General features: G+C 41.7%; 19 protein-coding genes, 1 tRNA gene, 2 rRNA genes, 1 other RNA gene and 3 other annotated features. Of the genes, 18 read left to right on the plus strand and 5 right to left on the minus strand.

All coding sequences use genetic code 11. From position 1 onward, the window contains the following. The first annotated feature begins 188 nt into the window (after window positions 1-188). Window positions 189-933: a sequence feature (23S ribosomal RNA rRNA prediction is too short), on the plus strand. Between the two features lies 1 nt (window position 934). After that, window positions 935-1,803 (plus strand) — a sequence feature (23S ribosomal RNA rRNA prediction is too short). 76 nt (window positions 1,804-1,879) lie between these two features. The 4 genes from rrf (at window position 1,880) to HMPREF1210_RS11955 (ending at window position 6,312) form a co-directional block, all read left to right on the plus strand. Beyond that, window positions 1,880-1,995, plus strand: a 5S ribosomal RNA gene (rrf, locus tag HMPREF1210_RS11940). Between the two features lie 770 nt (window positions 1,996-2,765). Continuing rightward, window positions 2,766-3,242, plus strand: a complete 477-nt coding sequence (locus HMPREF1210_RS11945; RefSeq protein ID WP_016428949.1) for a glutathione peroxidase — start codon at window positions 2,766-2,768, stop codon at window positions 3,240-3,242. Window positions 3,243-3,349: 107 nt separating this feature from the next. Continuing rightward, the gene (gene guaB / locus HMPREF1210_RS11950) at window positions 3,350-4,813 is read left to right on the plus strand and encodes an IMP dehydrogenase (protein WP_016428950.1); all 1,464 of its coding nucleotides are present in this window, start codon (window positions 3,350-3,352) and stop codon (window positions 4,811-4,813) included. A gap of 143 nt (window positions 4,814-4,956) precedes the next feature. Continuing rightward, entirely contained in the window at window positions 4,957-6,312 is a 1,356-nt protein-coding gene (locus HMPREF1210_RS11955) for a serine hydrolase (protein ID WP_016428951.1), read from the plus strand. Between the two features lie 53 nt (window positions 6,313-6,365). Here the strand turns inward: HMPREF1210_RS11955 and HMPREF1210_RS11960 are convergent, their stop codons facing one another. Then, on the minus strand, window positions 6,366-7,775 hold the full coding sequence (locus HMPREF1210_RS11960; RefSeq protein ID WP_016428952.1) for a PLP-dependent aminotransferase family protein: 1,410 nt from the start codon (window positions 7,773-7,775) through the stop codon (window positions 6,366-6,368). A gap of 104 nt (window positions 7,776-7,879) precedes the next feature. On the opposite strand from HMPREF1210_RS11960, the gene pdxS reads away from it, so the two are divergent. From pdxS to serS, 4 genes are all read left to right on the plus strand, one after another. Then, complete coding sequence (gene pdxS / locus HMPREF1210_RS11965) at window positions 7,880-8,770, plus strand: pyridoxal 5'-phosphate synthase lyase subunit PdxS (RefSeq protein ID WP_016428953.1); 891 nt, start codon at window positions 7,880-7,882, stop codon at window positions 8,768-8,770. A gap of 1 nt (window position 8,771) precedes the next feature. Beyond that, window positions 8,772-9,359: a pyridoxal 5'-phosphate synthase glutaminase subunit PdxT gene (pdxT, locus tag HMPREF1210_RS11970; RefSeq protein WP_016428954.1), complete on the plus strand. Its 588-nt coding sequence runs from the start codon at window positions 8,772-8,774 to the stop codon at window positions 9,357-9,359. 338 nt (window positions 9,360-9,697) lie between these two features. Then, entirely contained in the window at window positions 9,698-11,359 is a 1,662-nt protein-coding gene (locus tag HMPREF1210_RS11975; RefSeq protein ID WP_016428955.1) for a M4 family metallopeptidase, read from the plus strand. A 115-nt stretch (window positions 11,360-11,474) separates the two neighbouring features. Next, window positions 11,475-11,689 (plus strand) — a binding site (T-box leader). A gap of 205 nt (window positions 11,690-11,894) precedes the next feature. After that, entirely contained in the window at window positions 11,895-13,172 is a 1,278-nt protein-coding gene (serS, locus tag HMPREF1210_RS11980) for a serine--tRNA ligase (protein ID WP_016428956.1), read from the plus strand. A 38-nt stretch (window positions 13,173-13,210) separates the two neighbouring features. On the opposite strand, the gene tadA is transcribed toward serS, so the two are convergent. Further along, window positions 13,211-13,696, minus strand: coding sequence for a tRNA adenosine(34) deaminase TadA (gene tadA / locus HMPREF1210_RS11985; RefSeq protein ID WP_016428957.1), 486 nt, complete (start codon window positions 13,694-13,696; stop codon window positions 13,211-13,213). 85 nt (window positions 13,697-13,781) lie between these two features. Here tadA and HMPREF1210_RS11990 point away from each other — a divergent pair, with 85 nt between their 5' ends. The 3 genes from HMPREF1210_RS11990 (at window position 13,782) to HMPREF1210_RS12000 (ending at window position 16,343) form a co-directional block, all read left to right on the plus strand. Beyond that, window positions 13,782-14,927 (plus strand): glycosyl hydrolase family 18 protein, encoded by a 1,146-nt coding sequence (locus HMPREF1210_RS11990; RefSeq protein WP_016428958.1) that lies wholly within the window; start codon window positions 13,782-13,784, stop codon window positions 14,925-14,927. Window positions 14,928-15,039: 112 nt separating this feature from the next. Beyond that, window positions 15,040-15,678: a deoxynucleoside kinase gene (locus tag HMPREF1210_RS11995; protein ID WP_016428959.1), complete on the plus strand. Its 639-nt coding sequence runs from the start codon at window positions 15,040-15,042 to the stop codon at window positions 15,676-15,678. Continuing rightward, window positions 15,675-16,343: a deoxynucleoside kinase gene (locus tag HMPREF1210_RS12000; RefSeq protein WP_016428960.1), complete on the plus strand. Its 669-nt coding sequence runs from the start codon at window positions 15,675-15,677 to the stop codon at window positions 16,341-16,343. The genes HMPREF1210_RS11995 and HMPREF1210_RS12000 overlap by 4 nt, the downstream gene beginning before the upstream one ends. Window positions 16,344-16,394: 51 nt before the next feature. On the opposite strand, the gene HMPREF1210_RS12005 is transcribed toward HMPREF1210_RS12000, so the two are convergent. The 3 genes from HMPREF1210_RS12005 to HMPREF1210_RS12015 form a co-directional block, all read right to left on the minus strand. Then, entirely contained in the window at window positions 16,395-16,862 is a 468-nt protein-coding gene (locus tag HMPREF1210_RS12005) for a hypothetical protein (protein WP_016428961.1), read from the minus strand. A gap of 202 nt (window positions 16,863-17,064) precedes the next feature. Further along, window positions 17,065-17,157, minus strand: a tRNA-Ser gene (locus HMPREF1210_RS12010). Window positions 17,158-17,322: 165 nt separating this feature from the next. Then, the gene (locus HMPREF1210_RS12015) at window positions 17,323-18,168 is read right to left on the minus strand and encodes a hypothetical protein (RefSeq protein ID WP_016428962.1); all 846 of its coding nucleotides are present in this window, start codon (window positions 18,166-18,168) and stop codon (window positions 17,323-17,325) included. A gap of 158 nt (window positions 18,169-18,326) precedes the next feature. Between HMPREF1210_RS12015 and ffs the strand changes: the two genes are divergently transcribed. The 7 genes from ffs to HMPREF1210_RS12045 all read left to right on the plus strand — a co-directional run. Next, an RNA gene (ffs, locus tag HMPREF1210_RS17780) (signal recognition particle sRNA large type) lies at window positions 18,327-18,594 on the plus strand. A 152-nt stretch (window positions 18,595-18,746) separates the two neighbouring features. Further along, window positions 18,747-20,519: a DNA polymerase III subunit gamma/tau gene (gene dnaX, locus HMPREF1210_RS12020; protein WP_016428963.1), complete on the plus strand. Its 1,773-nt coding sequence runs from the start codon at window positions 18,747-18,749 to the stop codon at window positions 20,517-20,519. A 14-nt stretch (window positions 20,520-20,533) separates the two neighbouring features. Continuing rightward, window positions 20,534-20,854: a YbaB/EbfC family nucleoid-associated protein gene (locus HMPREF1210_RS12025; RefSeq protein WP_016428964.1), complete on the plus strand. Its 321-nt coding sequence runs from the start codon at window positions 20,534-20,536 to the stop codon at window positions 20,852-20,854. 11 nt (window positions 20,855-20,865) lie between these two features. Then, on the plus strand, window positions 20,866-21,462 hold the full coding sequence (gene recR, locus HMPREF1210_RS12030) for a recombination mediator RecR (protein WP_016428965.1): 597 nt from the start codon (window positions 20,866-20,868) through the stop codon (window positions 21,460-21,462). A 20-nt stretch (window positions 21,463-21,482) separates the two neighbouring features. Then, the gene (locus HMPREF1210_RS12035) at window positions 21,483-21,695 is read left to right on the plus strand and encodes a YaaL family protein (protein ID WP_016428966.1); all 213 of its coding nucleotides are present in this window, start codon (window positions 21,483-21,485) and stop codon (window positions 21,693-21,695) included. Window positions 21,696-21,762: 67 nt separating this feature from the next. After that, on the plus strand, window positions 21,763-22,023 hold the full coding sequence (locus HMPREF1210_RS12040) for a pro-sigmaK processing inhibitor BofA family protein (RefSeq protein WP_016428967.1): 261 nt from the start codon (window positions 21,763-21,765) through the stop codon (window positions 22,021-22,023). 307 nt (window positions 22,024-22,330) lie between these two features. Beyond that, window positions 22,331-23,157: ribosomal RNA gene (locus HMPREF1210_RS12045) — 16S ribosomal RNA — on the plus strand; the annotation flags it as partial.

Here is a 23,157-nt window from a genome sequence, read left to right on the forward strand (position 1 = left end):
AGCCATCATTTAAAGAGTGCGTAATAGCTCACTGGTCGAGTGACGCTGCGCCGAAAATGTATCGGGGCTAAACAATTCACCGAAGCTGTGGATGGATTCCGTATGGAATCCGTGGTAGGAGAGCGTTCTAAGGGCGTTGAAGCTAGACCGGAAGGACTGGTGGAGCGCTTAGAAGTGAGAATGCCGGTATGAGTAGCGAAAGACGGGTGAGAATCCCGTCCACCGAATGACTAAGGTTTCCTGAGGAAGGCTCGTCCGCTCAGGGTTAGTCGGGACCTAAGCCGAGGCCGATAGGCGTAGGCGATGGACAACAGGTTGATATTCCTGTACCACCACTCCACCGTTTGAGTAATGGGGGGACGCAGAAGGATAGGGTAAGCGTACTGTTGGTTATGTACGTTCAAGCAGTAAGGCGTGGAATGAGGCAAATCCCGTTCCTATAACGTTGAGCTGTGATGACAAGGACCATTAGGTCTGAGTTCCTGATTTCACACTGCCAAGAAAAGCCTCTAACGAGGTGGAAGGTGCCCGTACCGCAAACCGACACAGGTAGTCGAGGAGAGAATCCTAAGGTGAGCGAGAGAACTCTCGTTAAGGAACTCGGCAAAATGACCCCGTAACTTCGGGAGAAGGGGTGCTCTATTAGGGTGTTAAAGCCCGAGAGAGCCGCAGTGAATAGGCCCAGGCGACTGTTTAGCAAAAACACAGGTCTCTGCAAAACCGTAAGGTGACGTATAGGGGCTGACGCCTGCCCGGTGCTGGAAGGTTAAGAGGAGTGCTTAGCGCAAGCGAAGGTGCGAATTGAAGCCCCAGTAAACGGCGGCCGTAACTATAACGGTCCTAAGGTAGCGAAATTCCTTGTCGGGTAAGTTCCGACCCGCACGAAAGGCGTAACGATCTGGGCACTGTCTCAACGAGAGACTCGGTGAAATTATAGTACCTGTGAAGATGCAGGTTACCCGCGACAGGACGGAAAGACCCCGTGGAGCTTTACTGTAGCCTGATATTGAATTTTGGTACAACTTGTACAGGATAGGTAGGAGCCTGAGATTCCGGAGCGCCAGCTTCGGAGGAGGCGTCGGTGGGATACTACCCTGGTTGTATTGAACTTCTAACCCTTGCCCCTTAGCGGGGCAGGAGACAGTGTCAGGCGGGCAGTTTGACTGGGGCGGTCGCCTCCTAAAGTGTAACGGAGGCGCCCAAAGGTTCCCTCAGAATGGTTGGAAATCATTCGTAGAGTGTAAAGGCAGAAGGGAGCTTGACTGCGAGACCTACAAGTCGAGCAGGGTCGAAAGACGGGCTTAGTGATCCGGTGGTTCCGCATGGAAGGGCCATCGCTCAACGGATAAAAGCTACCCCGGGGATAACAGGCTTATCTCCCCCAAGAGTCCACATCGACGGGGAGGTTTGGCACCTCGATGTCGGCTCATCGCATCCTGGGGCTGTAGTCGGTCCCAAGGGTTGGGCTGTTCGCCCATTAAAGCGGTACGCGAGCTGGGTTCAGAACGTCGTGAGACAGTTCGGTCCCTATCCGTCGTGGGCGTAGGAAATTTGAGAGGAGCTGTCCTTAGTACGAGAGGACCGGGATGGACACACCGCTGGTGTACCAGTTGTTCTGCCAAGAGCATCGCTGGGTAGCTATGTGTGGCCGGGATAAGTGCTGAAAGCATCTAAGCATGAAGCCCCCCTCAAGATGAGATTTCCCATTACGCAAGTAAGTAAGATCCCTCAAAGACGATGAGGTAGATAGGTTCGAGGTGGAAGCGCGGCGACGTGTGCAGCTGACGAATACTAATCGATCGAGGACTTAACCAAAATGAATTTGAATGGTTTTCAATGACCCGTTTATCCAGTTTTGAGTGAACAAACACTCAAATAGTCTAGTGATAATGGCAAAGAGGTCACACCCGTTCCCATACCGAACACGGAAGTTAAGCTCTTTAGCGCCGATGGTAGTTGGGGGTTTCCCCCTGTGAGAGTAGGACGTCGCTAGGCAAAGTAAGAAACCGGTACCTTCCGAGGTATCGGTTTTTTTGTGTTTGTTTTTTAAGCTTAGTACGAAGGTGTGCGAGAAAGAGGAGGAACAAAGAGTTCGAGGAAACAAAGGGAAGAGACTCGGAGCGTATAATATACGCGAGACTCGAAGACCTGCGGTTGACGAAGAAATCTTCCGTGCATCGTCTTTCGCAGCCTAGCGCCGATGGTAGTTGGGGGAGCCCCTTGTGAAAGTAGGACGTCGCTACGCAAAGTAAGAAACCGGTACCATCCGAAGTATCGGTTTTTTTGTGTTGTATTTAAATGGTTTGAACAGGAGCGCAGCGAAAATATAAACAATTAGTCTTTCTAAGACCATAACTTTATGTAATAACCCAAGAACTTAAATGGGAAACCACTCTGCGTACGCCTCAAGGGCTCTTTTCTGTGGAGGAAGGGTTATTTAAAGGGAAGATTCGGTTGATTAGGAGAAGTTGATTCAACAAGTCTACTAGCCAGTGAGATGAGTTTGAGCGATAAATTTTCAAACCCCTGTTTTAGAAAAGATATCTTGTTTCACTAATCAACTTAACTTGGCTTATGAGATTAGCTACAGCATGCTATACGTCTTGAAAGAGTGATTGTCATGAAGTAATCCATTAATCTATCAATCGTTAACTATTAAACCTATAGCTAGTTTGTAAGCGTATTGATGAATCCAATTACTTGTACATTACCGGGTAACTCGATATGTTAAGAATATAAAATGCAAGACGAGAGGATGTTGCCAAATGACGAATGTTTATGATTATGCTGCAACTTTAGTGAATGGCAAGGAAGTTTCATTAAGTGATTATAAAGGGCAACCTATGATTATTGTGAATACTGCTAGTAAATGCGGATTCACTCCACAGTTTCAAGAGTTACAAGAATTATATGATGAATATAAGGATCAAGGTCTTGTCGTTTTAGGTTTCCCATGCGGGCAATTTAGCAATCAAGAGTTTGATGATGTAAAAGAAACAATGGAATTTTGTCAATTGAATTATGGCGTATCATTCCCGATGTTCCAGAAGATAGATGTGAAAGGTGACAAGGCTCATCCATTGTTCCAACACTTGGTTTCTGAGAAGAAAGGGTTATTGACCGAAGATATTAAATGGAACTTTACAAAGTTTTTGGTCGATCCCGACGGGCAAGTTGTAAAACGTTATGCACCACAATCATCGCCAAAGAAAATTGAAGGTGATTTGTTGCAATATATTTAATGAAATATCCGAATAATCTTTCTTATTACATGTTCCTTGACAGTCCATGTAGCCGCTGATAACCTTATCAATAATATTCATGAGGATATAGGGAGGCGTAAGAGATTATGTGGGAATCAAAATTTGTTAAAGAAGGCTTAACGTTTGATGATGTACTGCTTGTTCCAGCGAAGTCTGAAGTGTTACCGAAAGATGTTAGTTTGTCTGTTCATTTGACGTCAAAAATCAAATTAAATATACCAATCATCAGTGCTGGTATGGATACGGTCACTGAAGCTGCAATGGCGATTTCAATGGCTCGTCAAGGTGGTCTTGGTGTGATTCATAAAAACATGAGCATTGAAGAACAGGCTGAGCAAGTAGTCACGGTAAAACGTTCTGAAAATGGCGTTATTACAGATCCTTTCTTCCTTACGCCGACTCATCAAGTATACGATGCAGAACATTTAATGGGTAAATACCGTATTTCTGGTGTACCGATTGTTAACAATGAAGAAGAGTTAAAGTTGGTCGGGATTATTACAAACCGTGATCTTCGCTTTATTCAGGACTACTCATTGGCAATTGAAGATGTGATGACGAGAGAAGAATTGGTTACTGCTCCAGTAGGGACAACTCTTGAGGATGCAGAAAAGATTTTACAACAATATAAAATTGAAAAGCTACCGATTGTGGATGAGTCCGGTGTATTAAAAGGATTAATTACGATAAAAGATATCGAAAAAGTAATTGAGTTCCCCAATGCAGCAAAAGACCATCATGGACGTTTATTGGTGGGTGCGGCAGTAGGAGTTACTTCTGACACAATGAAGCGTGTTGAACACCTTGTAAAAGCTCAAGTCGATGTGATTGTTATCGATACGGCTCATGGTCATTCACAGGGCGTAATCGATACTGTCAGTGAGATTCGTAAAACGTATCCTGAATTGGATATCATTGCAGGGAATGTAGCAACTGCTGAAGGTACGGCGGCATTATTTGAAGCTGGTGCTGATGTGGTGAAAGTAGGAATTGGTCCAGGATCAATTTGTACAACTCGTGTTGTTGCTGGTGTCGGTGTTCCCCAAATTACGGCTGTTTACGATTGTGCGACAGAAGCTCGTAAACATGGCAAAACAATCATTGCCGATGGCGGGATTAAGTATTCTGGAGACATTGTAAAAGCTTTAGCGGCAGGTGGACACGTTGTTATGCTCGGAAGTTTACTAGCAGGAACTTCAGAAAGTCCTGGAGAAACTGAAATCTTCCAAGGTCGTCGATTCAAAGTATATCGTGGAATGGGTTCAATTGGGGCGATGGAAAAAGGCTCGAAAGACCGTTATTTCCAAGATGATGCTAAAAAGTTAGTACCTGAAGGAATTGAAGGTCGTCTTCCTTATAAAGGACCACTTTCAGATACAATCCATCAATTGATGGGTGGTATTCGTGCAGGTATGGGATACTGTGGAACGAAAGATTTACAAGATTTACGCGAGAATTCACAGTTCATCAAAATGACGGGTGCAGGGTTGATTGAAAGCCATCCGCATGACGTGCAAATTACGAAAGAATCTCCAAATTACTCTATCTAATTAAATAACGGAACTTTAGCACCTATCTGCCGTCTATATTTTAGGCAGATTGGGTGCTTTTTTTTCAGAACGTCCCGTATGCCAGATTTTTGTGATAAAATGAGCAAGGGAAAATTAAAAAAGAGAATGGCGGAGGTTCTGAAGTGAAAAGTGCAGTGAGCAAGGCGCTAGTGCGCTGGTTACTCCTTCCGATTCTGATGGTAAGTATGGTTGTAACGCAACCGGCTTCTACAGATGCTGAAGAGAGTCTGAATTTATTGGTTGACGGTGCTATATTAATTGACGCGGATACAGGAAAAATATTATACGAACAAAATGCAGATACAGCTTTAGGTATAGCAAGTATGACGAAAATGATGACTGAGTACTTATTATTTGAAGCGATTGAAAACGGACAAGTTACTTGGGATCAACAATATTCAGTAACAGATTACACATGGAAGATTTCACAAGATCGTGTATTGAGTAACGTGCCTCTTCGTCGTGATGGGTCATACTCTATCAAGGAATTATATGAAGCAATGGCGATTTATTCAGCCAATGCAGCAACCATTGCCATCGCTGAAACGATTGCAGGTACGGAATCAGAATTCGTCAACATGATGAACAAGAAAGCCGAAGAGATGGGATTGGAAGGATATAAATTCGTCAACTCTACTGGGTTGAGCAATTCTGATCTACAAGGCATGCACCCTCAAGGCACTGGACCTCAGGATGAAAACGTTATGCCTGCAAAGTCTGTTGCGAAACTTGCTTACCATTTGTTGAAAGATTACCCGGAAGTGCTTGAAACGACGAGCATTCCACGAAAAGTTTTCCGTGAAGGCACAGACGACGCCATCAACATGGAAAACTGGAACTTCATGCTTCCAGGATTGGTGTATGAATACAAGGGTGCTAAAGTAGACGGGCTGAAAACCGGTACAACGAATTTTGCCGGCCACTGTTTCACTGGTACAGTTGAAAAAGATGGAATGCGTGTGATTGCGGTTGTCATGAAGGCAGTAGACAGCAAAGGCGAGGGTTCTTACAAAGCACGATTTGACGCTGCTCGTGCATTGTTTGATTATGGGTTCTCGCAATTTGCAAAAGAAGAAGTTTTACCTGCAGGGTATGTATTTAAAGACCAAAAAGATATCCCTGTAATTAAAGGGAAAGAAGACCAAGTCGGCATTACAGTAAAAGAGCCGATTGAAATGGTCATTAAATCAAGCGAAAAAGATTTATACAAGCCCAAATTGGTGCTTGATGAGAAGAAAATGAAAGATGGTTCTTTGGAAGCTGCGATTAAGAAGGATGAAGTAATTGGTCATGTGGAAATTGTAAAGTCTGAGGGGTCAGATTACGGGTACATCACAGGCGCATCAAATTCTTCTGATGTTGTAACAACTGAAGCCGTTGAACGTGCAAGTTGGTTCTCTTTAGGCTTACAAGGTGTTGGTCATTTCTTCGGCAAACTATGGAATGGTGCTTCTGACTTTGTCGGTGGATTATTCTAAGCAAAAAACAAATCAAAACCGTGATTCCTTCAATTGAAGAAATCACGGTTTTTTTATGCTTTCTTTATATGCCAAGCTTTCATTAAGGCCTCTATTGCTGGTCCAAATGCTTCTTCTTCAAAACCACCGAAACCAATCAGCACTTGGGGGTTGGAGGGGATATTTTCGGTTGGATGATGGTAGTCGGACAAGGCGTATACCCGAATGTCTTGCTGTTTGGCAAGTTCAACTAACTCGCTATCAGACGATTCGCTATCAATCGTTAAAACGATGTGCATGCCTGCTTGCTCGCCTGAAATTTGAACTGTAGGTTTATACGCGTCCAATGCTTGCGTTAACTTCTCCAATTTTTTACGGTATAACTTTCTCATACGATTCAAGTGCTTTGAAAAATGGCCGTCTCTCATGAACTGCGCAAGAACATGTTGATCGAGTCTCGGCACCGTTGATGAATAATACGGAAATGTTTGCCGATACGCTTGCAGTAAGTGCATTGGTAACACAAAATAGGCAATGCGTAGGGAAGGCATAAGTGATTTTGAAAAGGTACTGATGTAAATGACGCGTTCTCGCTGATCCATTCCCTGAAGAGATGGGATTGGTTTACCAACGTAGCGGAATTCACTGTCATAGTCATCTTCGATAATATAGCGCCCTTCTTTGGCAGAAGCCCAGTTAAGTAATTGAACCCGTCTGGAAGCGGAGAGAATCGCCCCGGTAGGGAATTGGTGGGAAGGCGTCACATAGGCAACGTTTGCAGGTTTCTTATCCAATTCTGCTACTTGCATACCATCTTCATCGACAGGAACGGCCAAAGTTTTCCGATCGTTATTGTCAAAAATATGGTGGGTCATCGGATAGCCCGGGTTTTCAATGGCGAAGACGGATTGTTTCCCGAGTAAACGGATCAAAAGTGGCATCAGCTGTTCGGTTCCTGAACCTATCACTACTTGTTGTGCTGTACAACGAACACCACGAGAGGAGTATAAATAACTCGCAATTTCCTGTCTTAACTCCACATCCCCTTGAGGGTGACCGAGTAGCAATAAATCCCGAGACGTTTCATCTAACACTTCTTTTGCATACTTTCGCCATTGATTGAAAGGGAAAGCAGAAGTGTCAATACGACCCGAGTTAAAATCAATACTGTAGACGTGTTTCAACGATTCCGATTGCTCATGTTCCATACGTGTTTCATCTACATAAGCAAGCTCTTCCACTTGTTCTACGTAATATCCACTCCGCGCAACAGCTTTAATAAAACCTTCAGCAACCAGCTGTCCATAGGCGAGTTCAATTGTTGTTTGACTGATAGCTAGAAACTCCGACAGTTGTCTTTTAGAAGGCAACTTAGTGCCGACCTCTAAGTCACCCCGAATGATTGCTTCCTTCATTTCATGATAAAGCTGCTCATATAGAGGTGTTGGTGAGGATTTATCTACTTGATTGAGCCAAATATCCATCATTCGCTCCTAACTGACCTTATTAAATAGTTCGAAACTGACACTTTTTAAATGGTCATACTTCACTATACTAATAATATTAGATGAAATGGAGGCTATATACAATGACTCAACATTTAACAGGTACGGATCGTGTAAAACGTGGTATGGCAGAAATGCAAAAAGGTGGCGTCATCATGGACGTTATCAACGCAGAACAAGCTCGTATTGCTGAAGCGGCAGGAGCAGTAGCGGTAATGGCATTGGAACGAGTACCTTCTGATATTCGTGCAGCAGGTGGCGTAGCACGAATGGCTGATCCGCGTATTACGGAAGAAGTACTGAATGCAGTAACAATTCCAGTTATGGCAAAAGCACGTATAGGTCATATTTCTGAAGCCCGCATGTTAGAAGCAATGGGTGTAGATTATATTGATGAATCGGAAGTATTAACACCAGCAGACGAAGAGTTCCATTTAATTAAGAGTAATTTCACCGTTCCTTTTGTATGTGGGAACAAAGATTTAGGAGAAGCAGCTCGAAGAATTGGTGAAGGTGCTTCCATGCTTCGCACAAAAGGGGAACCTGGTACGGGTAATATTGTAGAAGCAGTGCGTCATTTGCGTAAATTAAATGCTCAGGTACGTAAAATCATTCACATGAATGAAGACGAATTAATGACGGAAGCAAAAATTCTAGGTGCTCCTTACCATGTGTTACTTGAAATCAAACACTTGGGCAGATTACCGGTTGTAAACTTTGCAGCAGGTGGGGTAGCTACTCCTGCAGATGCAGCATTGATGATGGAACTTGGAGCAGACGGAGTTTTCGTAGGATCAGGTATCTTCAAATCAGATAACCCTGAAAGATTTGCACGTGCAATCGTTGAAGCGACGACGCACTACCAAGACTACAAATTACTTGTTGAGATTTCAAAAGACCTTGGAGTGCCGATGAAAGGGATTGAAATGTCTCGTTTAGAAGCGAAAGATCGAATGCAGGATCGAGTACTGTAATATGGTGAAAATCGGTGTATTGGCTCTACAAGGAGCTGTTCGAGAACATATTCAATCGATAGAAGCGAGCGGAGCACAAGCAATCGTTGTCAAACGTGTGGAAGACTTGTCTGGGATTGATGGATTAATTCTACCGGGCGGAGAAAGCACAGCGATGCGTCGACTGATTGATTTATACGGCATGATGGAACCATTACGCGAATTTGCAAAAGCGGGACATCCGATGTTTGGGACATGTGCAGGGCTTATCCTCCTGGCCGGTTCACTTGTAGGATATGAGCAACCGCATATAGGAGTAATGGATGTGACAGTAGAACGTAATTCATTTGGTCGACAAGTCGATAGTTTCGAAGTGAGCCTTTTAATAAAAGGTGTAGCGGATGATTTTCCTGCTGTGTTCATAAGGGCACCGCATATTAATGAAGTTGGACCTAAGACAGAAGTCTTATGTGAACATAACGGTCGTATTGTGATGGCTCAACAAGGACAATTTTTAGGATGCTCTTTTCATCCTGAACTGACGGACGATCATCGTGTAACTGCTTATTTTGTCCAATTAGTAGAAAATTTTATAAAGCAAAAAGTTTAAGATTAAGCCTGCCATTGTGCAGGCTTATTTTTTTTGAAGTTCTAAATGGGATTATTAAATTGTAATCATCTAATTGAATTTAGGGAAATATGTAAATACAAATCAAAAATGGATATTAATTAGATAATCTTTCTATCTATTGATATAGGTTTATTAAACCAAATGATTCTAAAGATAGGTTTAAGAAAAATTATCCATTTTTTCAACAGGATAATAAACCTGTATTTAATCAATAAAAAACAGTGATAGTTACCTATTTATTCAGAATAGTAGAAAAGATACAATACGAATTACCCGGAATTATTTCGGAATTTTCAGAAACTGAGGAGTGAAGTTGAGTGAAGAAGAAAAAAGTCGTGAGTCTGAGTTTAGCAGCAACAGTTGCATTATCGGCAGCTATTGCACCAGTACAGGCAGCACCAGGAAATGCAAATTCTGAAAAAGTCCACATGAATCAAAAAAGCAATACACCGGATTTTATTTCTGGTAAACTAACAGCCCCATCAAAGAAAGCAGCAAAAGACATCGTGTTAAATTATTTAGCAGAAAAACAAGGACTCTATAAAACCAGCAATGATTCTTATTCTAATTTCAAAGTACTGAATGAAACAAAAGATGAAGCGGGCTTCACTCTAGTAAAATTACAACAAGTTTATAAAGGTGTACCAGTTTTCGGATCAGTATTAACAGCGCATATTGATGCGGATGGTGTATTGACAGCTGTATCCGGTGAACTAGCACCAGAATTAGATAAAAAACAATCTTTAAAGAGTGGCGCAAAAATCAAACATGCTGAAGCTCAAGCGATTGCATCCAAAGATCTGGAAGCAAAAGTAGGAGAAGCTCCAGAACTTGCGAAAGAAGCAAAACCTGAATTCGTAATCTATGTGAAAGATGGAAAAGCTAACTATGCGTATGCTCTTGAGTTTGAATTCTTATATCCATCACCAGGTAACTATCAGTACTTCGTAGATGCACAAACAGGGGATATTTTAGCCTCGTATAATCAGATTCATGAAGCAAAATCATCACCTGGTGCTACATCACCAACAGGTACCAACACAGTAGGTTCGGGTAAGGGTGTTTTAGGTGATACGAAGTCATTTAATACGGTAACGAACAGCAATGGTTCATATTTGGTGGATCGTACGCGTGGAAATGGAATCTTTACGTATAATGGTAAAAACCGTACACAAACACCAGGAACGTTATGGTTGGATACAGATAACGTGTTGAATGCGGCTTTTGATGGACCAGCTGTTGATGCTCACGCTTACGCTGCCCAAACATATGATTATTATAAAAATGTCCATAACCGTAATAGCTATGATGGCAATGGGGCACAATTAATTTCTACCGTACATTACGGTCGCAATTACAACAATGCTTTCTGGAGCGGTTCGCAAATGGTGTATGGTGACGGAGATGGCTCTACATTCATCCCTCTATCAGGATCGCTTGACGTTATCGCACATGAGTTAACTCATGCCGTGACGGATACAACTGCGGATTTAGTCTATCAAAATGAATCAGGCGCAATCAATGAATCAATGTCTGATATTTTCGGTACGTTAGTAGAATATCATTTCAATAACAATCCTGACTGGTTAATGGGAGAAGACATTTATACACCGGGAACATCAGGCGATGCATTACGATCCATGGCAGACCCAACAAAAAATGGAGATCCGGATCATTACTCGAAACGTTATGTGGGAACACAGGATAATGGCGGTGTTCACTCGAACAGTGGAATCAGCAACAAAGCTGCATACCTGTTAGCAAATGGCGGCACACATTACAGTGTCAGCGTAGCAGGAATCGGCAATGACAAAACGGGTAAAATTTTCTACCGTACGTTAACACAGTATTTAACACCAAACTCTACTTTTAGCCAATACCGTGTAGCAGCTGTTCAAGCAGCGACTGATCTTTATGGCGCAAGCAGCAGTGAAGTGGCAAGTGTGAAATCAGCATTTACAGCAGTGGGTGTAAATTAATTATTGAAATTTAAAAGACATCAGCTTGTTCCTTAAATGGAGTAAGTTGATGTTTTTTCTTGTATAACAGCTTGCCAAAATACATATCCTGTAGTAAAGTATGGATAATTTCACATATGAAACGTTGATGGGAAGTAGTAACAAGTTCCGTTTTTTGAAGAGAGCCAGCGGTTGGTGCGAGCTGGTAAAAACACTTGTGAATCCGTCCTGGAGTTGCGCGACTGAAAATTAGTAAGTTGCAGCCGGTTGAAAAGCCGTTATGAGACAAGTGGATTTGTTCGCATGGACAAATCAATCAGGGTGGCAACGCGGGTAGCTCTCGTCCCTTTCCAAGGGGATGGAGGGCTTTTTTTGTTGTCCAGCTTCGTAGCCCAGCTCGCACCTTCGCTTCAGAAACTCATTCGAAAACGAGTTTTCGATTCCTCACCGGAGGAGTCGAGCTAGAGTGGGCTACAACGCTTTTCGGCGATTTCTAAAACGTCTTTTTAACGCTTGTTACTAATCTCCCATCATCGAAATCGAAGGAGGAAAATACATGTTAGATGTAAAACGCGTAAGAGATAATTACGAAGAAGTGAAAGCAAAACTTGAAAAACGCGGTGAAGACTTAGGGAACTTTGATCAATTTGCAGAGCTTGATTCTAAACGTCGTGAACTAATCGGCAAAGCAGAAGTATTAAAAGCAGAACGAAATGAGGCATCTGAAAAAATTGCGGTTATGAAGCGCAATAAAGAAAATGCGGACGATGTAATCTTGCGTATGCGTCAAGTAGGCGATGAAATTAAAGTGTTGGATGAAGAATTACGTAGTGTAGAAGAAAAGTTTGCAGATATGATGATGCGTCTTCCAAATATTCCACATGACAGCGTTCCGGTTGGGGATTCTGAAGATGATAACATTGAAGATCGTACATGGGGAGAAATACGTGAATTTGATTTTGAACCAAAACCTCACTGGGATATCGCGACAGATTTGAATATTGTCGATTTCGAACGTGCGGCAAAAACAACTGGTAGCCGTTTCCTATTCTACCGTGGTCTAGGTGCTCGTTTGGAACGTGCTCTTATGAACTTCATGATCGATCTTCATACCGAAGAGCATGGCTATGAAGAAATGCTACCTCCATACTTGGCAAACCGTGCAAGTCTTACAGGTACAGGTCAATTGCCGAAGTTTGAAGAAGATGCATTCTTAATTGAAAAAGAAGATTTCTTCTTGATTCCGACGTCTGAAGTAACGGTAACAAACTTCTACCGTGATGAAATTTTAACAAAAGATGCATTGCCACAAGGTTTTGCTGCATACAGTGCTTGTTTCCGTTCTGAAGCGGGTTCTGCCGGGCGTGATACACGTGGTTTGATTCGTCAACATCAATTCAACAAAGTGGAACTTGTTCGTTTTGTGAATCCTGATGATTCTTATAATGAATTGGAGAAATTAACAGGACATGCGGAGAAAGTTCTTCAATTATTGGGCTTGCCATATCGTGTCTTGAAAATGTGTACAGCGGATTTAGGATTTACGGCAGCGAAAAAATACGATATCGAAGTATGGATTCCTGCACAAGGCGTGTACCGTGAAATTTCTTCTTGCAGTAACTTTGAGGATTTCCAAGCACGTCGTGCAAACATTCGCTTCCGTCGTGAGCCAAATGCCAAACCGGAATTTGTGCATACGTTAAACGGTAGTGGATTGGCACTTGGCCGTACAGTAGCTGCTATTTTGGAAAACTTCCAACAAGAAGACGGCTCTGTTATCATTCCTGAGGTTTTACGTTCATATATGGGTGGAAAAGAAATCATCAGTAAATAAATATTGAAAAATGAAGAAAACCGGAAATGAACTTTAACTTAAGTTCGTTTCCGGTTCTTTTTTTGTTCACGCAAATTACGGAAAAATTGTGTAAGAATTCCGCCGCATTCTTCAGCTAATATTCCTTCAGTTACCTCACATTCATGATTAAACCGTGCGTCGTTTAACAATCGATAGAGTGAGTCGACGCAACCTGCTTTAACGTCACGCGCACCGTAAACCACCCGGGGAATTCGTGACTGCAATATTGCCCCAGCACACATCGGGCAAGGTTCAAGTGTGACGTAAAGGGTCATTTCTTCCAGACGCCAACTTCCGATTTTTGCACAAGCTTGCTGGATTGCCAACAACTCTGCGTGAGTCGTTGCGTTTTGAGTCGTTTCTCTTAAGTTATGTGCACGTGCAATGATTTCATCCTGATAAACAATAACTGCACCAATTGGCACTTCACCTAGAGTGGCAGCTTTTTGAGCTTCGCTTAATGCTTCAAGCATGAAAGTCCGGTCTTTTTCAAATACATCCATTTCGCATCACTCCTTCATTTTAGTGTAGCATGTTTTGTTCATCCTACGCATAGCATAAATGAGATGTGGAACAAGGAGGTTTTAGATGAATATTTATGTAGTAAAGCAAGGGGATAGTCTGTACTCTATTGCCAATAGGTTCGGGGTCAACCCTACCACACTGGCCAATTTCAATGAGCTTACTGATCCGAACGTTTTGGTAGTCGGTCAAACGATTGTCATTCCTGGCGCACCAAATCCAAATCGCCCAACGACTGATACGAATGCGTACGTGGAATGGTACACCGAAAAACCATCCCAAGCCGTGCTGGATGAGGTAAAGAAACGTGGTCCATTATTGACGTATATGATGCCATTTTCATATGAAGTCAAACGGGATGGTACGTTAACGCCATTGGATTGGAGTGGACTTGATCAGATTGCGCAAGATCAAAATATGGTTTCTGCAATAGTTATTTCCAATATCGAGAATGGTGCATTCAGTGACACTTTAGCGCAAGACATTTTCGCGAGCACTGCTGTGCAAGATAAACTCATTCAAAATATCTTGACTGAAGCCAAGGCGAAAAATGCAAAAGATATTCATGTGGATTTTGAGTATTTACGAAAAGAAGATCGACAAAACTATGTTAACTTCTTAAAGCGTTTAAAAACAGCGGCAAAAGCAAAAGGTTTGACTCTTTCTGCTGCACTTGCTCCGAAAACGTCCGCCGATCAGGTCGGAAAATGGTATGGAGGGCATGATTACAAAAAAATCGGTGAAGTAGTCGATTTTGTTGTCATTATGACCTATGAATGGGGCTATAGCGGAGGTCCACCGATGGCCGTGTCTCCAATTGGACCGGTACGTAATGTACTCACGTACGCATTAACAGAAATACCTGCTAAAAAAATCATGATGGGTCAAAATTTGTACGGGTATGACTGGACATTACCATATAAACCAGGAAATCCACCGGCTCAAACGATTAGTCCGAAGCGGGCTGTGGAACTTGCCCGGGAACGTAATGCAGCAATCTTATATGATGAGGTAGCGCAAGCACCATATTTCAATTACTGGCGGGACGGAAAAGAACATGTAGTATGGTTTGAGGATGCCCGTTCGATTAAAGCAAAATTTGATTTATTAAAAGAATTAGGTTTGAAAGGAATCAGTTACTGGCACATTGCCTTCCAATTCCCACAGAACTGGGTCGTTCTTAATGAAATGTTCCACGTGAAAAAAAGATAGAGCTAAAACCCTTTTCCGCTTTGGAAAAGTGGTTTTTAGCTCTGTTTTTCGTTTTCCAGCTATGATAGAATAAAGGGCACTGAACGACTGAGAACGAGTAGGAGGACTTCTGATGCCGATTCCATTTATCACAGTTGAAGGCCCAATTGGTGTTGGAAAAACTTCATTATCTAAGGCCATAGCCGATGCAAATAAGTTTCAACTTTTAAAAGAAATTGTGGATGAAAATCCATTTTTAAATAAGTTTTATGAAGATATCGATGAGTGGAGTTTCCAAACGGAAATGTTTTTCCTTTGCAATCGCTACAAACAACTAAGTGATATTCAAAAGAAATACATTGCCAATCATGAACCTGTCGTTGCGGACTACCACATTTTCAAAAATTTAATCTTCGCCAAACGTACACTTCCGACAGAAGAGTATGTTAAGTACGAATCAATTTACCGTATTTTGACTCAGGATATGCCAAAGCCGAACATGGTTATCTATTTGCATGCTAGCTTGGATACACTGATGAAACGCATCGCACAGCGCGGGCGTGAATTCGAAAAATTGATAAGTGCAGAATATATGGAACAACTTTCAGCTGATTACCATGCATTCATTCAGTACTTCGAAGAAACACATCCGGAAATTCCAGTTCTTCGTTTCAACGGAGATGAAATTGATTTTGTTCAAAATGAATCTGATTTGAAATGGATCTTAAATAAAGTAGATGAAACGCTACAAAAAAGGAGTCTCCACGCATGAACTTACGTGAAAAATATGGCATTCCAAAAAATGCCGTGATTACAATAGCAGGTACAGTGGGTGTAGGGAAATCAACGATGACCAAAGCACTTGCAGACGCACTAAAATTCCATACCTCTTTTGAAAAAGTGGACGCCAATCCATATTTAGATCGTTTCTATGATGACTTCGAAAAATGGAGCTTCCACTTACAAATTTATTTCCTGGCAGAACGTTTTAAAGAACAAAAACGTATTTTTGAATACGGCGGCGGTTTTATTCAAGATCGCTCGATATACGAAGATACAGGGATTTTCGCTAAAATGCATATGGAAAAAGGCACAATGAACCTAACAGATTATGAGACGTATACAAGTCTCTTTGATGCAATGGTGATGACGCCGTATTTCCCGCATCCAGACTTACTTATTTATTTGGATGGATCTATTGAAGACATTTTAAGCCGCATTCAATTACGTGGGCGTCCAATGGAACAATCCACTCCAGTTGAGTATTGGTACGAAATGCATGAACGCTATGAAAACTGGATCAATTCTTTCAACGGCTGTCCTGTCCTGCGATTAAATATCAATGATTATGATTTGATGAAAAATCCTGAGACTGTGGAACCGATTGTTGAGCGTATTGGTCACTTTATTCAACAAACGTCGATGTTACGTAGATAAAATGGACGAGCCTTCAGCGAAAGCTGGAGGCTTTTTCTATTTATGAATATCTCATTTGTTTCGCTTAACTGTTAGGTAGCTGGCAAACGCAATGATTGGGAAAAGTGCCAACAGACCGATGAGTAAAGTGAAACCGTCATTATTGTTAGGACCTGAAAAAGGGGTGGGCAGTTTGTTGCCAGCATATTCCCCATCACGTGTCGCTTTATAATATTGCCCATCGGGGTCTTCAATCGCTATCGCTTCATCTGTGCTTGTATCAATGATAGAAAAATACTTCGTGCCACTGGCGTACGAATTTGAGAAATTACCGGAATACGTACCCTCATTCGTAGAATATAAAGTAACTTCTCCGATTTCTTTATCGATTTGATCGACAATCTCATCACTTAAGACGTAAACATAGCCATCCCATACGACAAAAGAATATGCCCACTCAGCTGATGACTTATTGGGCAAGAAGACCGTCGTACATACAAGTGATATTAAAAAGGAAATCAATAAAGATTTACATTTCATCCGAACCCTCCTTATTCTTCCATTTGACGTTAGAAAAGCAGTTTACGTTACAAATAATTGGAAATTAGTTATTAGAAAGCACAAAAAAAGGCAACTCAATGAGTTGCCTTCATAATATTCTGATTAGTTATGTTAGAAGAAAATTCGTTACGTTAGTAACGAATAACAATCTCCATTTATATGCGCGTGTTTGTTGAAAAAATGGAGGAGGTAGAGGGATTCGAACCCCCGCGGGATTTGACTCCCCTGTCGGTTTTCAAGACCGATCCCTTCAGCCAAACTTGGGTATACCTCCGTGTCAACAAGATATAATTTATCATGTACAAAAACTAAAGTCAACAACTACAGGTGATTAAATTAAAATTTAAGTATTTTGTTTTTTTGCACATTTTTTTCAAATGATTTGCGGTGCATAAGATAATAAAGGAAAGCGGGAAGTGAGAGCTGCCCTTTTGAAGTGTTAAATCACTTTTTCTTTCACGATTACTTCCAGCATGGTTTTATACTGTGTGAAATTATACGAAGAGTTATTCACTCTTACCGTCATAAAATCAATTTGATCAACGATTTCATTTTCCAACAACTTTCTCGCTTCCAGAACTTTTAAGGTTCCTTCGACTCCTGTATAGTCATTTGCTTTTCCATACCCTTGATTCGTATAGTAATCAATAAATCCTTCAGCCCAATTGTTGTCTCGTTCTTTATAGGCTTTTTCAAATGAGGCATGAAGATTTTCTTGATCCACGTAAATTAACAAAGGGTTCAATGGTTCAATTATTTTTGCCAGCTGTAAGATATAGTCTGAAACAATATCGCTAGAGGCATTGTATTTAATCATGCTGATGGTTATGGGGTTCTGTATCAAACAGCATTCGAAAATATAGGTTTTGTGACTCTTGAGCGCGTGTTGAACAAATTCCCACCAGTTATTTATCATAAGTGGAATATGTATATCGAGAGGCAATTCATAAATATCATTTTTTGAGAGAAGTGTATATACGTCATCAGGAAGACTTGAATGGTTTGTGCTTTTCATTTTTTGATAGGAAATGAAAGTTCCGTTCTCTTGTTGTTTCGCATTTTCTATTAATATAGTTGCGTACTCAGTGTTTGCTGAAAGTAATTTTTCAAATTCTTCGTTTGTATAATAAGCAACTCCATCATAATCTGCAGGATGGTTTAGGTTTCCTTCAGAGAAAAGTTCGTTTTCTATATCATGCTCTTTCAATAGTTCATGCATAAGTTTGGCTGTTGTTGATTTCCCAAAGCCAGGCAACCCTTCAACTAAAATCAATTTTGTGTTCATGCTAAGTTTCTCCTTAAAGTGAGGATGAATTTACATTCCTATTATTCAATAAGAAAAACCCTTTTTCCTTCAAGCGAGGTAATGATTTTGTAAAAAGTCTCAGAGAATGAAATAGAAGGATTTGATTTTTTGTGGCTAAGTAAGTATACTAATAAATACCGTGCTAGGTGGGAAGGTAGCGGTGTCTTGTAACTCGCAATCCGCTCTAGCGAGACTGAACTCCTTCTCTGAGGCTGTTTATATGTAGGGTCTGACTTTTGCACGTAGTGTTGACGTCTGGGTCCTGCGCAATGGGTATCCATGAATCAGGTCAGGTCCGGAAGGAAGCAGCCTTAAGTGGACTTTTCTCATGTGCCGCAGGGTAGCCTAGGCAGAGCTAACGACAGAGGTTCCGCTTATGTATAGCAGTCGAAGGAAGGTGCACGGTATACATACTTCCATACAGGTGTTTGTTCGCTAACCATGCGAATGAACGCCTTTTTTCATTCTCGAATTCTTTGCTTTCAAAGAGCTAGAGTGAGTGCCTTATGTTATAATTAAAGAACTGTTTAAAATCACACTATAAGGGGAGAAATCAGTTGGCGTATCAAGCTTTTTATCGTGTTTACCGACCTCAATCATTCGCGGAAATGTCAGGTCAAGCACATGTGAAACAAACCCTTCAAAATGCTCTCCTTTATAATAAAACGACACATGCTTATTTATTCAACGGTCCACGAGGGACAGGGAAAACAAGTGCGGCAAAAATCTTTGCCAAAGCGCTGAACTGTGAAAAGGCACCCGTATCTGAGCCGTGTAATGAATGTGAAACGTGTAAAAGTATAACCAACGGATCGAATACAGACGTTATTGAATTCGATGCTGCATCTAATTCACGAGTTGAAGAAATTCGCGATATCATTGAAAAAGTTCGGTTTGCTCCTGCAAACTCGCGTTTTAAGGTGTATATCATCGATGAAGTGCATATGCTCTCCAACAGTGCTTTCAATGCTTTATTGAAAACACTTGAGGAACCACCGGCTCACGTTGTGTTTATACTAGCGACCACAGAACCTCATAAATTGCCACTCACGATTATTTCCAGGTGTCAGCGCTTTGACTTCAAACGAATTACGGCATCCGATATTGTGGATCGCATGAATGTCGTATTGGCTGATTCAGGAATCCCATCAAATGATCAAGCATTGAAAGTCATTGCGCAAGCTGCATCAGGCGGTATGCGTGATGCGTTGAGCATGCTCGATCAAGTGGTATCGTTCAGTGGTGACGAAATGACAGTGGAAGACGCACTTCTTGTAACAGGGTCAATTGGTCAGGATATCTTCTACCAACTGGCAGAGTCCTTATTAACGAAAGATGTTGGGAAAGTATTAACTCTTTTAGAAGAATTAATGAAAGAAGGAAAAGATGCAGTTCGCTTAACTGAGGACTTAATTACCTTCTTCAGAGACCTGTTATTAATGAATACTGCTCCATCTCTTGATGAGTTATTGGAACTCGCGTCCGGTGAGGAGAAGTTTAAACAACTTGCCCATCAGTTCCCGATTGATACGTTATATCGTTACATCGAAATCCTATCAGCCACTCAACAGGAAATGCGTTACTCGAATCATGCAAAAGTCTATTTAGAGACCGCTCTATTAAAAATGTCACAAGTTAAAGTAACTAATTCTCAGCAAGCGACAGTGGATTTAAGTCCCTTTGAAGAGAAAATTGCTCAACTTGAACGAACTGTCATCGCGCTTGAACAACAACTGAAACAAGGTATTGCAACAAATGGTGCACAAACTCCTCAAGCGAGTGAATCACAAAAACGCCAGAGGTTAAGAACTCAAACTGGTTTCAAAGCACCGTCAGGCCGCATTCAGGAAGTCTTAAAAACGGCAACGAAGCAAGATATTCAGTTAATCAAATCGCACTGGCCAACGATTATGATGCAATTGCAAAAATCACATGCCGCATTATTGAATGAAGCAGAACCAGTTGCGGCATCTACCGGTGCATTTGTGTTAAAATTCAAATATGATATTCATTGCCAAATGGCCGCGGATAATCAAACGTTTTCAAGCGCCTTTTCTCAATTGCTCATGAATTTAACAGGCAAGATGTATGAGATTCTTTTTGTTCCTGAAGAAGCTTGGCTGAAAATCCGTGAAGAGTTTATTCGCAACAAAGGGTTGAAGGCGTCCGATTCTGATGCAGATGCAACAGCTGAGCCAAGTGAGACGGAACAAGCTACAGATGAAATGTTAAGCTTTATGCAGGAAGAGAAAGCAGCCACGGAAGACCCGTTGATTGTGGAAGCGGAAAAATTATTTGGTAAAGAATTTGTAGAAATACATGATGATTAGGGAGGAAAAATAGTATGCGTGGAATGGGTAATATGCAAGGTATGATGAAACAAATGCAAAAAATGCAAAAGAAAATGGCTGAGGCTCAAGAAGAATTGGGAACTCAACATTTTGAAGGTGTTGCAGGTGGCGGTATGGTTAAAGTAACTGTTACTGGACACAAAGAAGTAATCAGTGTTGCTTTGGATGAATCAGTTGTTGATCCAGAAGACATCGAAATGTTACAAGACTTAATCGTAATCGCTACAAACGAAGCGATGAAAAAAGCAGAAGAAACTTCGAACTCCACGATGGGACAATTCACGAAGGGATTGAACCTCCCTGGCATGTTCTAGGAGGAAATCACATGCATTATCCTGAACCGATATCAAAACTAATTGATAGTTTTATGAAGTTGCCAGGTATTGGGCCGAAAACTGCGGCCCGTCTGGCATTTTTCGTGCTAAGCATGAAAGAGGACACTGTACTTGAATTTGCTAAAGCGTTGGTAGATGCTAAGCGTAACTTAAGTTACTGTTCTATTTGCGGTCATATTACAGATATAGACCCATGCCATATTTGCCAAGACAAACAACGCGACGACACCATCATTTGTGTTGTCCAAGATACGAAAGATGTCATCGCTTTGGAAAAAATGAGAGACTACAAAGGACTTTATCATGTGTTGCATGGAGCGATCTCTCCAATGGATGGGATAGGACCTGAAGATATTAACGTTCCGCCTTTACTGAAAAGACTGCAGGATGAGCGAGTGCAAGAATTGATTTTAGCAACGAACCCTACAATAGAAGGTGAAGCAACTGCTATGTATATTTCCCGTCTTGTAAAGCCATCCGGAATTCGGACAACCCGAATTGCACATGGCCTTCCTGTAGGTGGAGATTTAGAGTATGCGGATGAAGTTACTTTATCGAAAGCGTTAGAAGGCCGACGTGAGTTATAAAGAGGAGGCCTAACTGCCACATGTTTTTCAAGAAAGCGAAACTTAAAAGAGAATTTGATACAAAGTTAATTTCTTTAATGAAAGAAACGAAAGAAGAATGGCAGCAAGCGCAACTCATTGAAGAACTAATGGATGACTATGAGTTGGCTATCATTGTCCAGCGCAAAATTACCGAAAGCAAACACTTCTTTCTATATAAAGAAGCAAGAATACGAAAAATCCTTTTGAAATGAAGTATATATTATACCGATTCCTTCATATAGTTAGTTGATAACTTATATGAGAGGTGGGAGAAGCTCCATGAAGCTGACTCTTTATTTAATTGGTATAGCTGTACTTCTTTTTTTATTTTTAAACAAAGCATCAAAAGGACGAGTAATCGAAGCATTCTCTATTTGGTGGTTTAGAATTGCCTTTGCTTTTGTCATCTTGTTTGCAATCCACTTGATCGCAAGTCAATTTGGTCTTTTCATTCCCGTCAACATTGTATCTGGCTTATTGATTGCATTCCTTGGCGTTCCAGGAATAGCTAGTGTATTAACGATTTCTATATTCCTATAACTTTTTAAGAAATAGTGTTGACTTTTATAAGTCAGGCTGATATATTTATAAAGTTGCTGATTTGAAAGCGACAAAGTGAAAAAAGAATATCAAAACTTTTTGTTGACATAGCAAACAGGATTTGATAAGATATAAAAGTTGCCATTACAACAACGGCAAACAAATGAACCTTGAAAACTGAACAGCAAAACGTCAACAATAAAGCGGAACACACTTCGGTGTGGGAAGCAAAACTTGAACTTAATTGTTCATTTTAAAACGTCATTAATTTGACGCCAGCAACAAAGTCGAGCTAATCGACTCACCTATTATGGAGAGTTTGATCCTGGCTCAGGACGAACGCTGGCGGCGTGCCTAATACATGCAAGTCGAGCGGAATGATGAAGAAGCTTGCTTCTTCTGATTTTAGCGGCGGACGGGTGAGTAACACGTGGGCAACCTACCTTGTAGATTGGGATAACTCCGGGAAACCGGGGCTAATACCAAATAATCCATTTTGCTTCATGGCGAAATGTTGAAAGGCGGCTTCGGCTGTCACTACGAGATGGGCCCGCGGCGCATTAGCTAGTTGGTAGGGTAACGGCCTACCAAGGCGACGATGCGTAGCCGACCTGAGAGGGTGATCGGCCACACTGGGACTGAGACACGGCCCAGACTCCTACGGGAGGCAGCAGTAGGGAATCTTCCACAATGGACGAAAGTCTGATGGAGCAACGCCGCGTGAGTGAAGAAGGTTTTCGGATCGTAAAACTCTGTTGTAAGGGAAGAACACGTACGAGAGTAACTGCTCGTACCTTGACGGTACCTTATTAGAAAGCCACGGCTAACTACGTGCCAGCAGCCGCGGTAATACGTAGGTGGCAAGCGTTGTCCGGAATTATTGGGCGTAAAGCGCGCGCAGGCGGTCCTTTAAGTCTGATGTGAAAGCCCACGGCTCAACCGTGGAGGGTCATTGGAAACTGGGGGACTTGAGTACAGAAGAGGAAAGCGGAATTCCAAGTGTAGCGGTGAAATGCGTAGAGATTTGGAGGAACACCAGTGGCGAAGGCGGCTTTCTGGTCTGTAACTGACGCTGAGGCGCGAAAGCGTGGGGAGCAAACAGGATTAGATACCCTGGTAGTCCACGCCGTAAAC

It is taken from the genome of Paenisporosarcina sp. HGH0030, from assembly GCF_000411295.1.
GTDB lineage: Bacteria > Bacillota > Bacilli > Bacillales_A > Planococcaceae > Paenisporosarcina.

Bases quoted from the DNA above. Each gene is read 5' to 3' on its own strand.
- recR (WP_016428965.1), top strand. From the start codon at position 20,866: ATGCATTATCCTGAACCGATATCAAAACTAATTGATAGTTTTATGAAG.
- HMPREF1210_RS12035 (WP_016428966.1), top strand. From the start codon at position 21,483: ATGTTTTTCAAGAAAGCGAAACTTAAAAGAGAATTTGATACAAAGTTA.
- HMPREF1210_RS12015 (WP_016428962.1), bottom strand. From the start codon at position 18,168: ATGAACACAAAATTGATTTTAGTTGAAGGGTTGCCTGGCTTTGGGAAA.
- HMPREF1210_RS12005 (WP_016428961.1), bottom strand. From the start codon at position 16,862: ATGAAATGTAAATCTTTATTGATTTCCTTTTTAATATCACTTGTATGT.
- serS (WP_016428956.1), top strand. From the start codon at position 11,895: ATGTTAGATGTAAAACGCGTAAGAGATAATTACGAAGAAGTGAAAGCA.
- pdxS (WP_016428953.1), top strand. From the start codon at position 7,880: ATGACTCAACATTTAACAGGTACGGATCGTGTAAAACGTGGTATGGCA.
- HMPREF1210_RS11995 (WP_016428959.1), top strand. From the start codon at position 15,040: ATGCCGATTCCATTTATCACAGTTGAAGGCCCAATTGGTGTTGGAAAA.
- HMPREF1210_RS11945 (WP_016428949.1), top strand. From the start codon at position 2,766: ATGACGAATGTTTATGATTATGCTGCAACTTTAGTGAATGGCAAGGAA.
- HMPREF1210_RS12000 (WP_016428960.1), top strand. From the start codon at position 15,675: ATGAACTTACGTGAAAAATATGGCATTCCAAAAAATGCCGTGATTACA.
- HMPREF1210_RS12040 (WP_016428967.1), top strand. From the start codon at position 21,763: ATGAAGCTGACTCTTTATTTAATTGGTATAGCTGTACTTCTTTTTTTA.
- HMPREF1210_RS12025 (WP_016428964.1), top strand. From the start codon at position 20,534: ATGCGTGGAATGGGTAATATGCAAGGTATGATGAAACAAATGCAAAAA.
- HMPREF1210_RS11990 (WP_016428958.1), top strand. From the start codon at position 13,782: ATGAATATTTATGTAGTAAAGCAAGGGGATAGTCTGTACTCTATTGCC.
- HMPREF1210_RS11960 (WP_016428952.1), bottom strand. From the start codon at position 7,775: ATGGATATTTGGCTCAATCAAGTAGATAAATCCTCACCAACACCTCTA.
- tadA (WP_016428957.1), bottom strand. From the start codon at position 13,696: ATGGATGTATTTGAAAAAGACCGGACTTTCATGCTTGAAGCATTAAGC.
- guaB (WP_016428950.1), top strand. From the start codon at position 3,350: ATGTGGGAATCAAAATTTGTTAAAGAAGGCTTAACGTTTGATGATGTA.
- pdxT (WP_016428954.1), top strand. From the start codon at position 8,772: ATGGTGAAAATCGGTGTATTGGCTCTACAAGGAGCTGTTCGAGAACAT.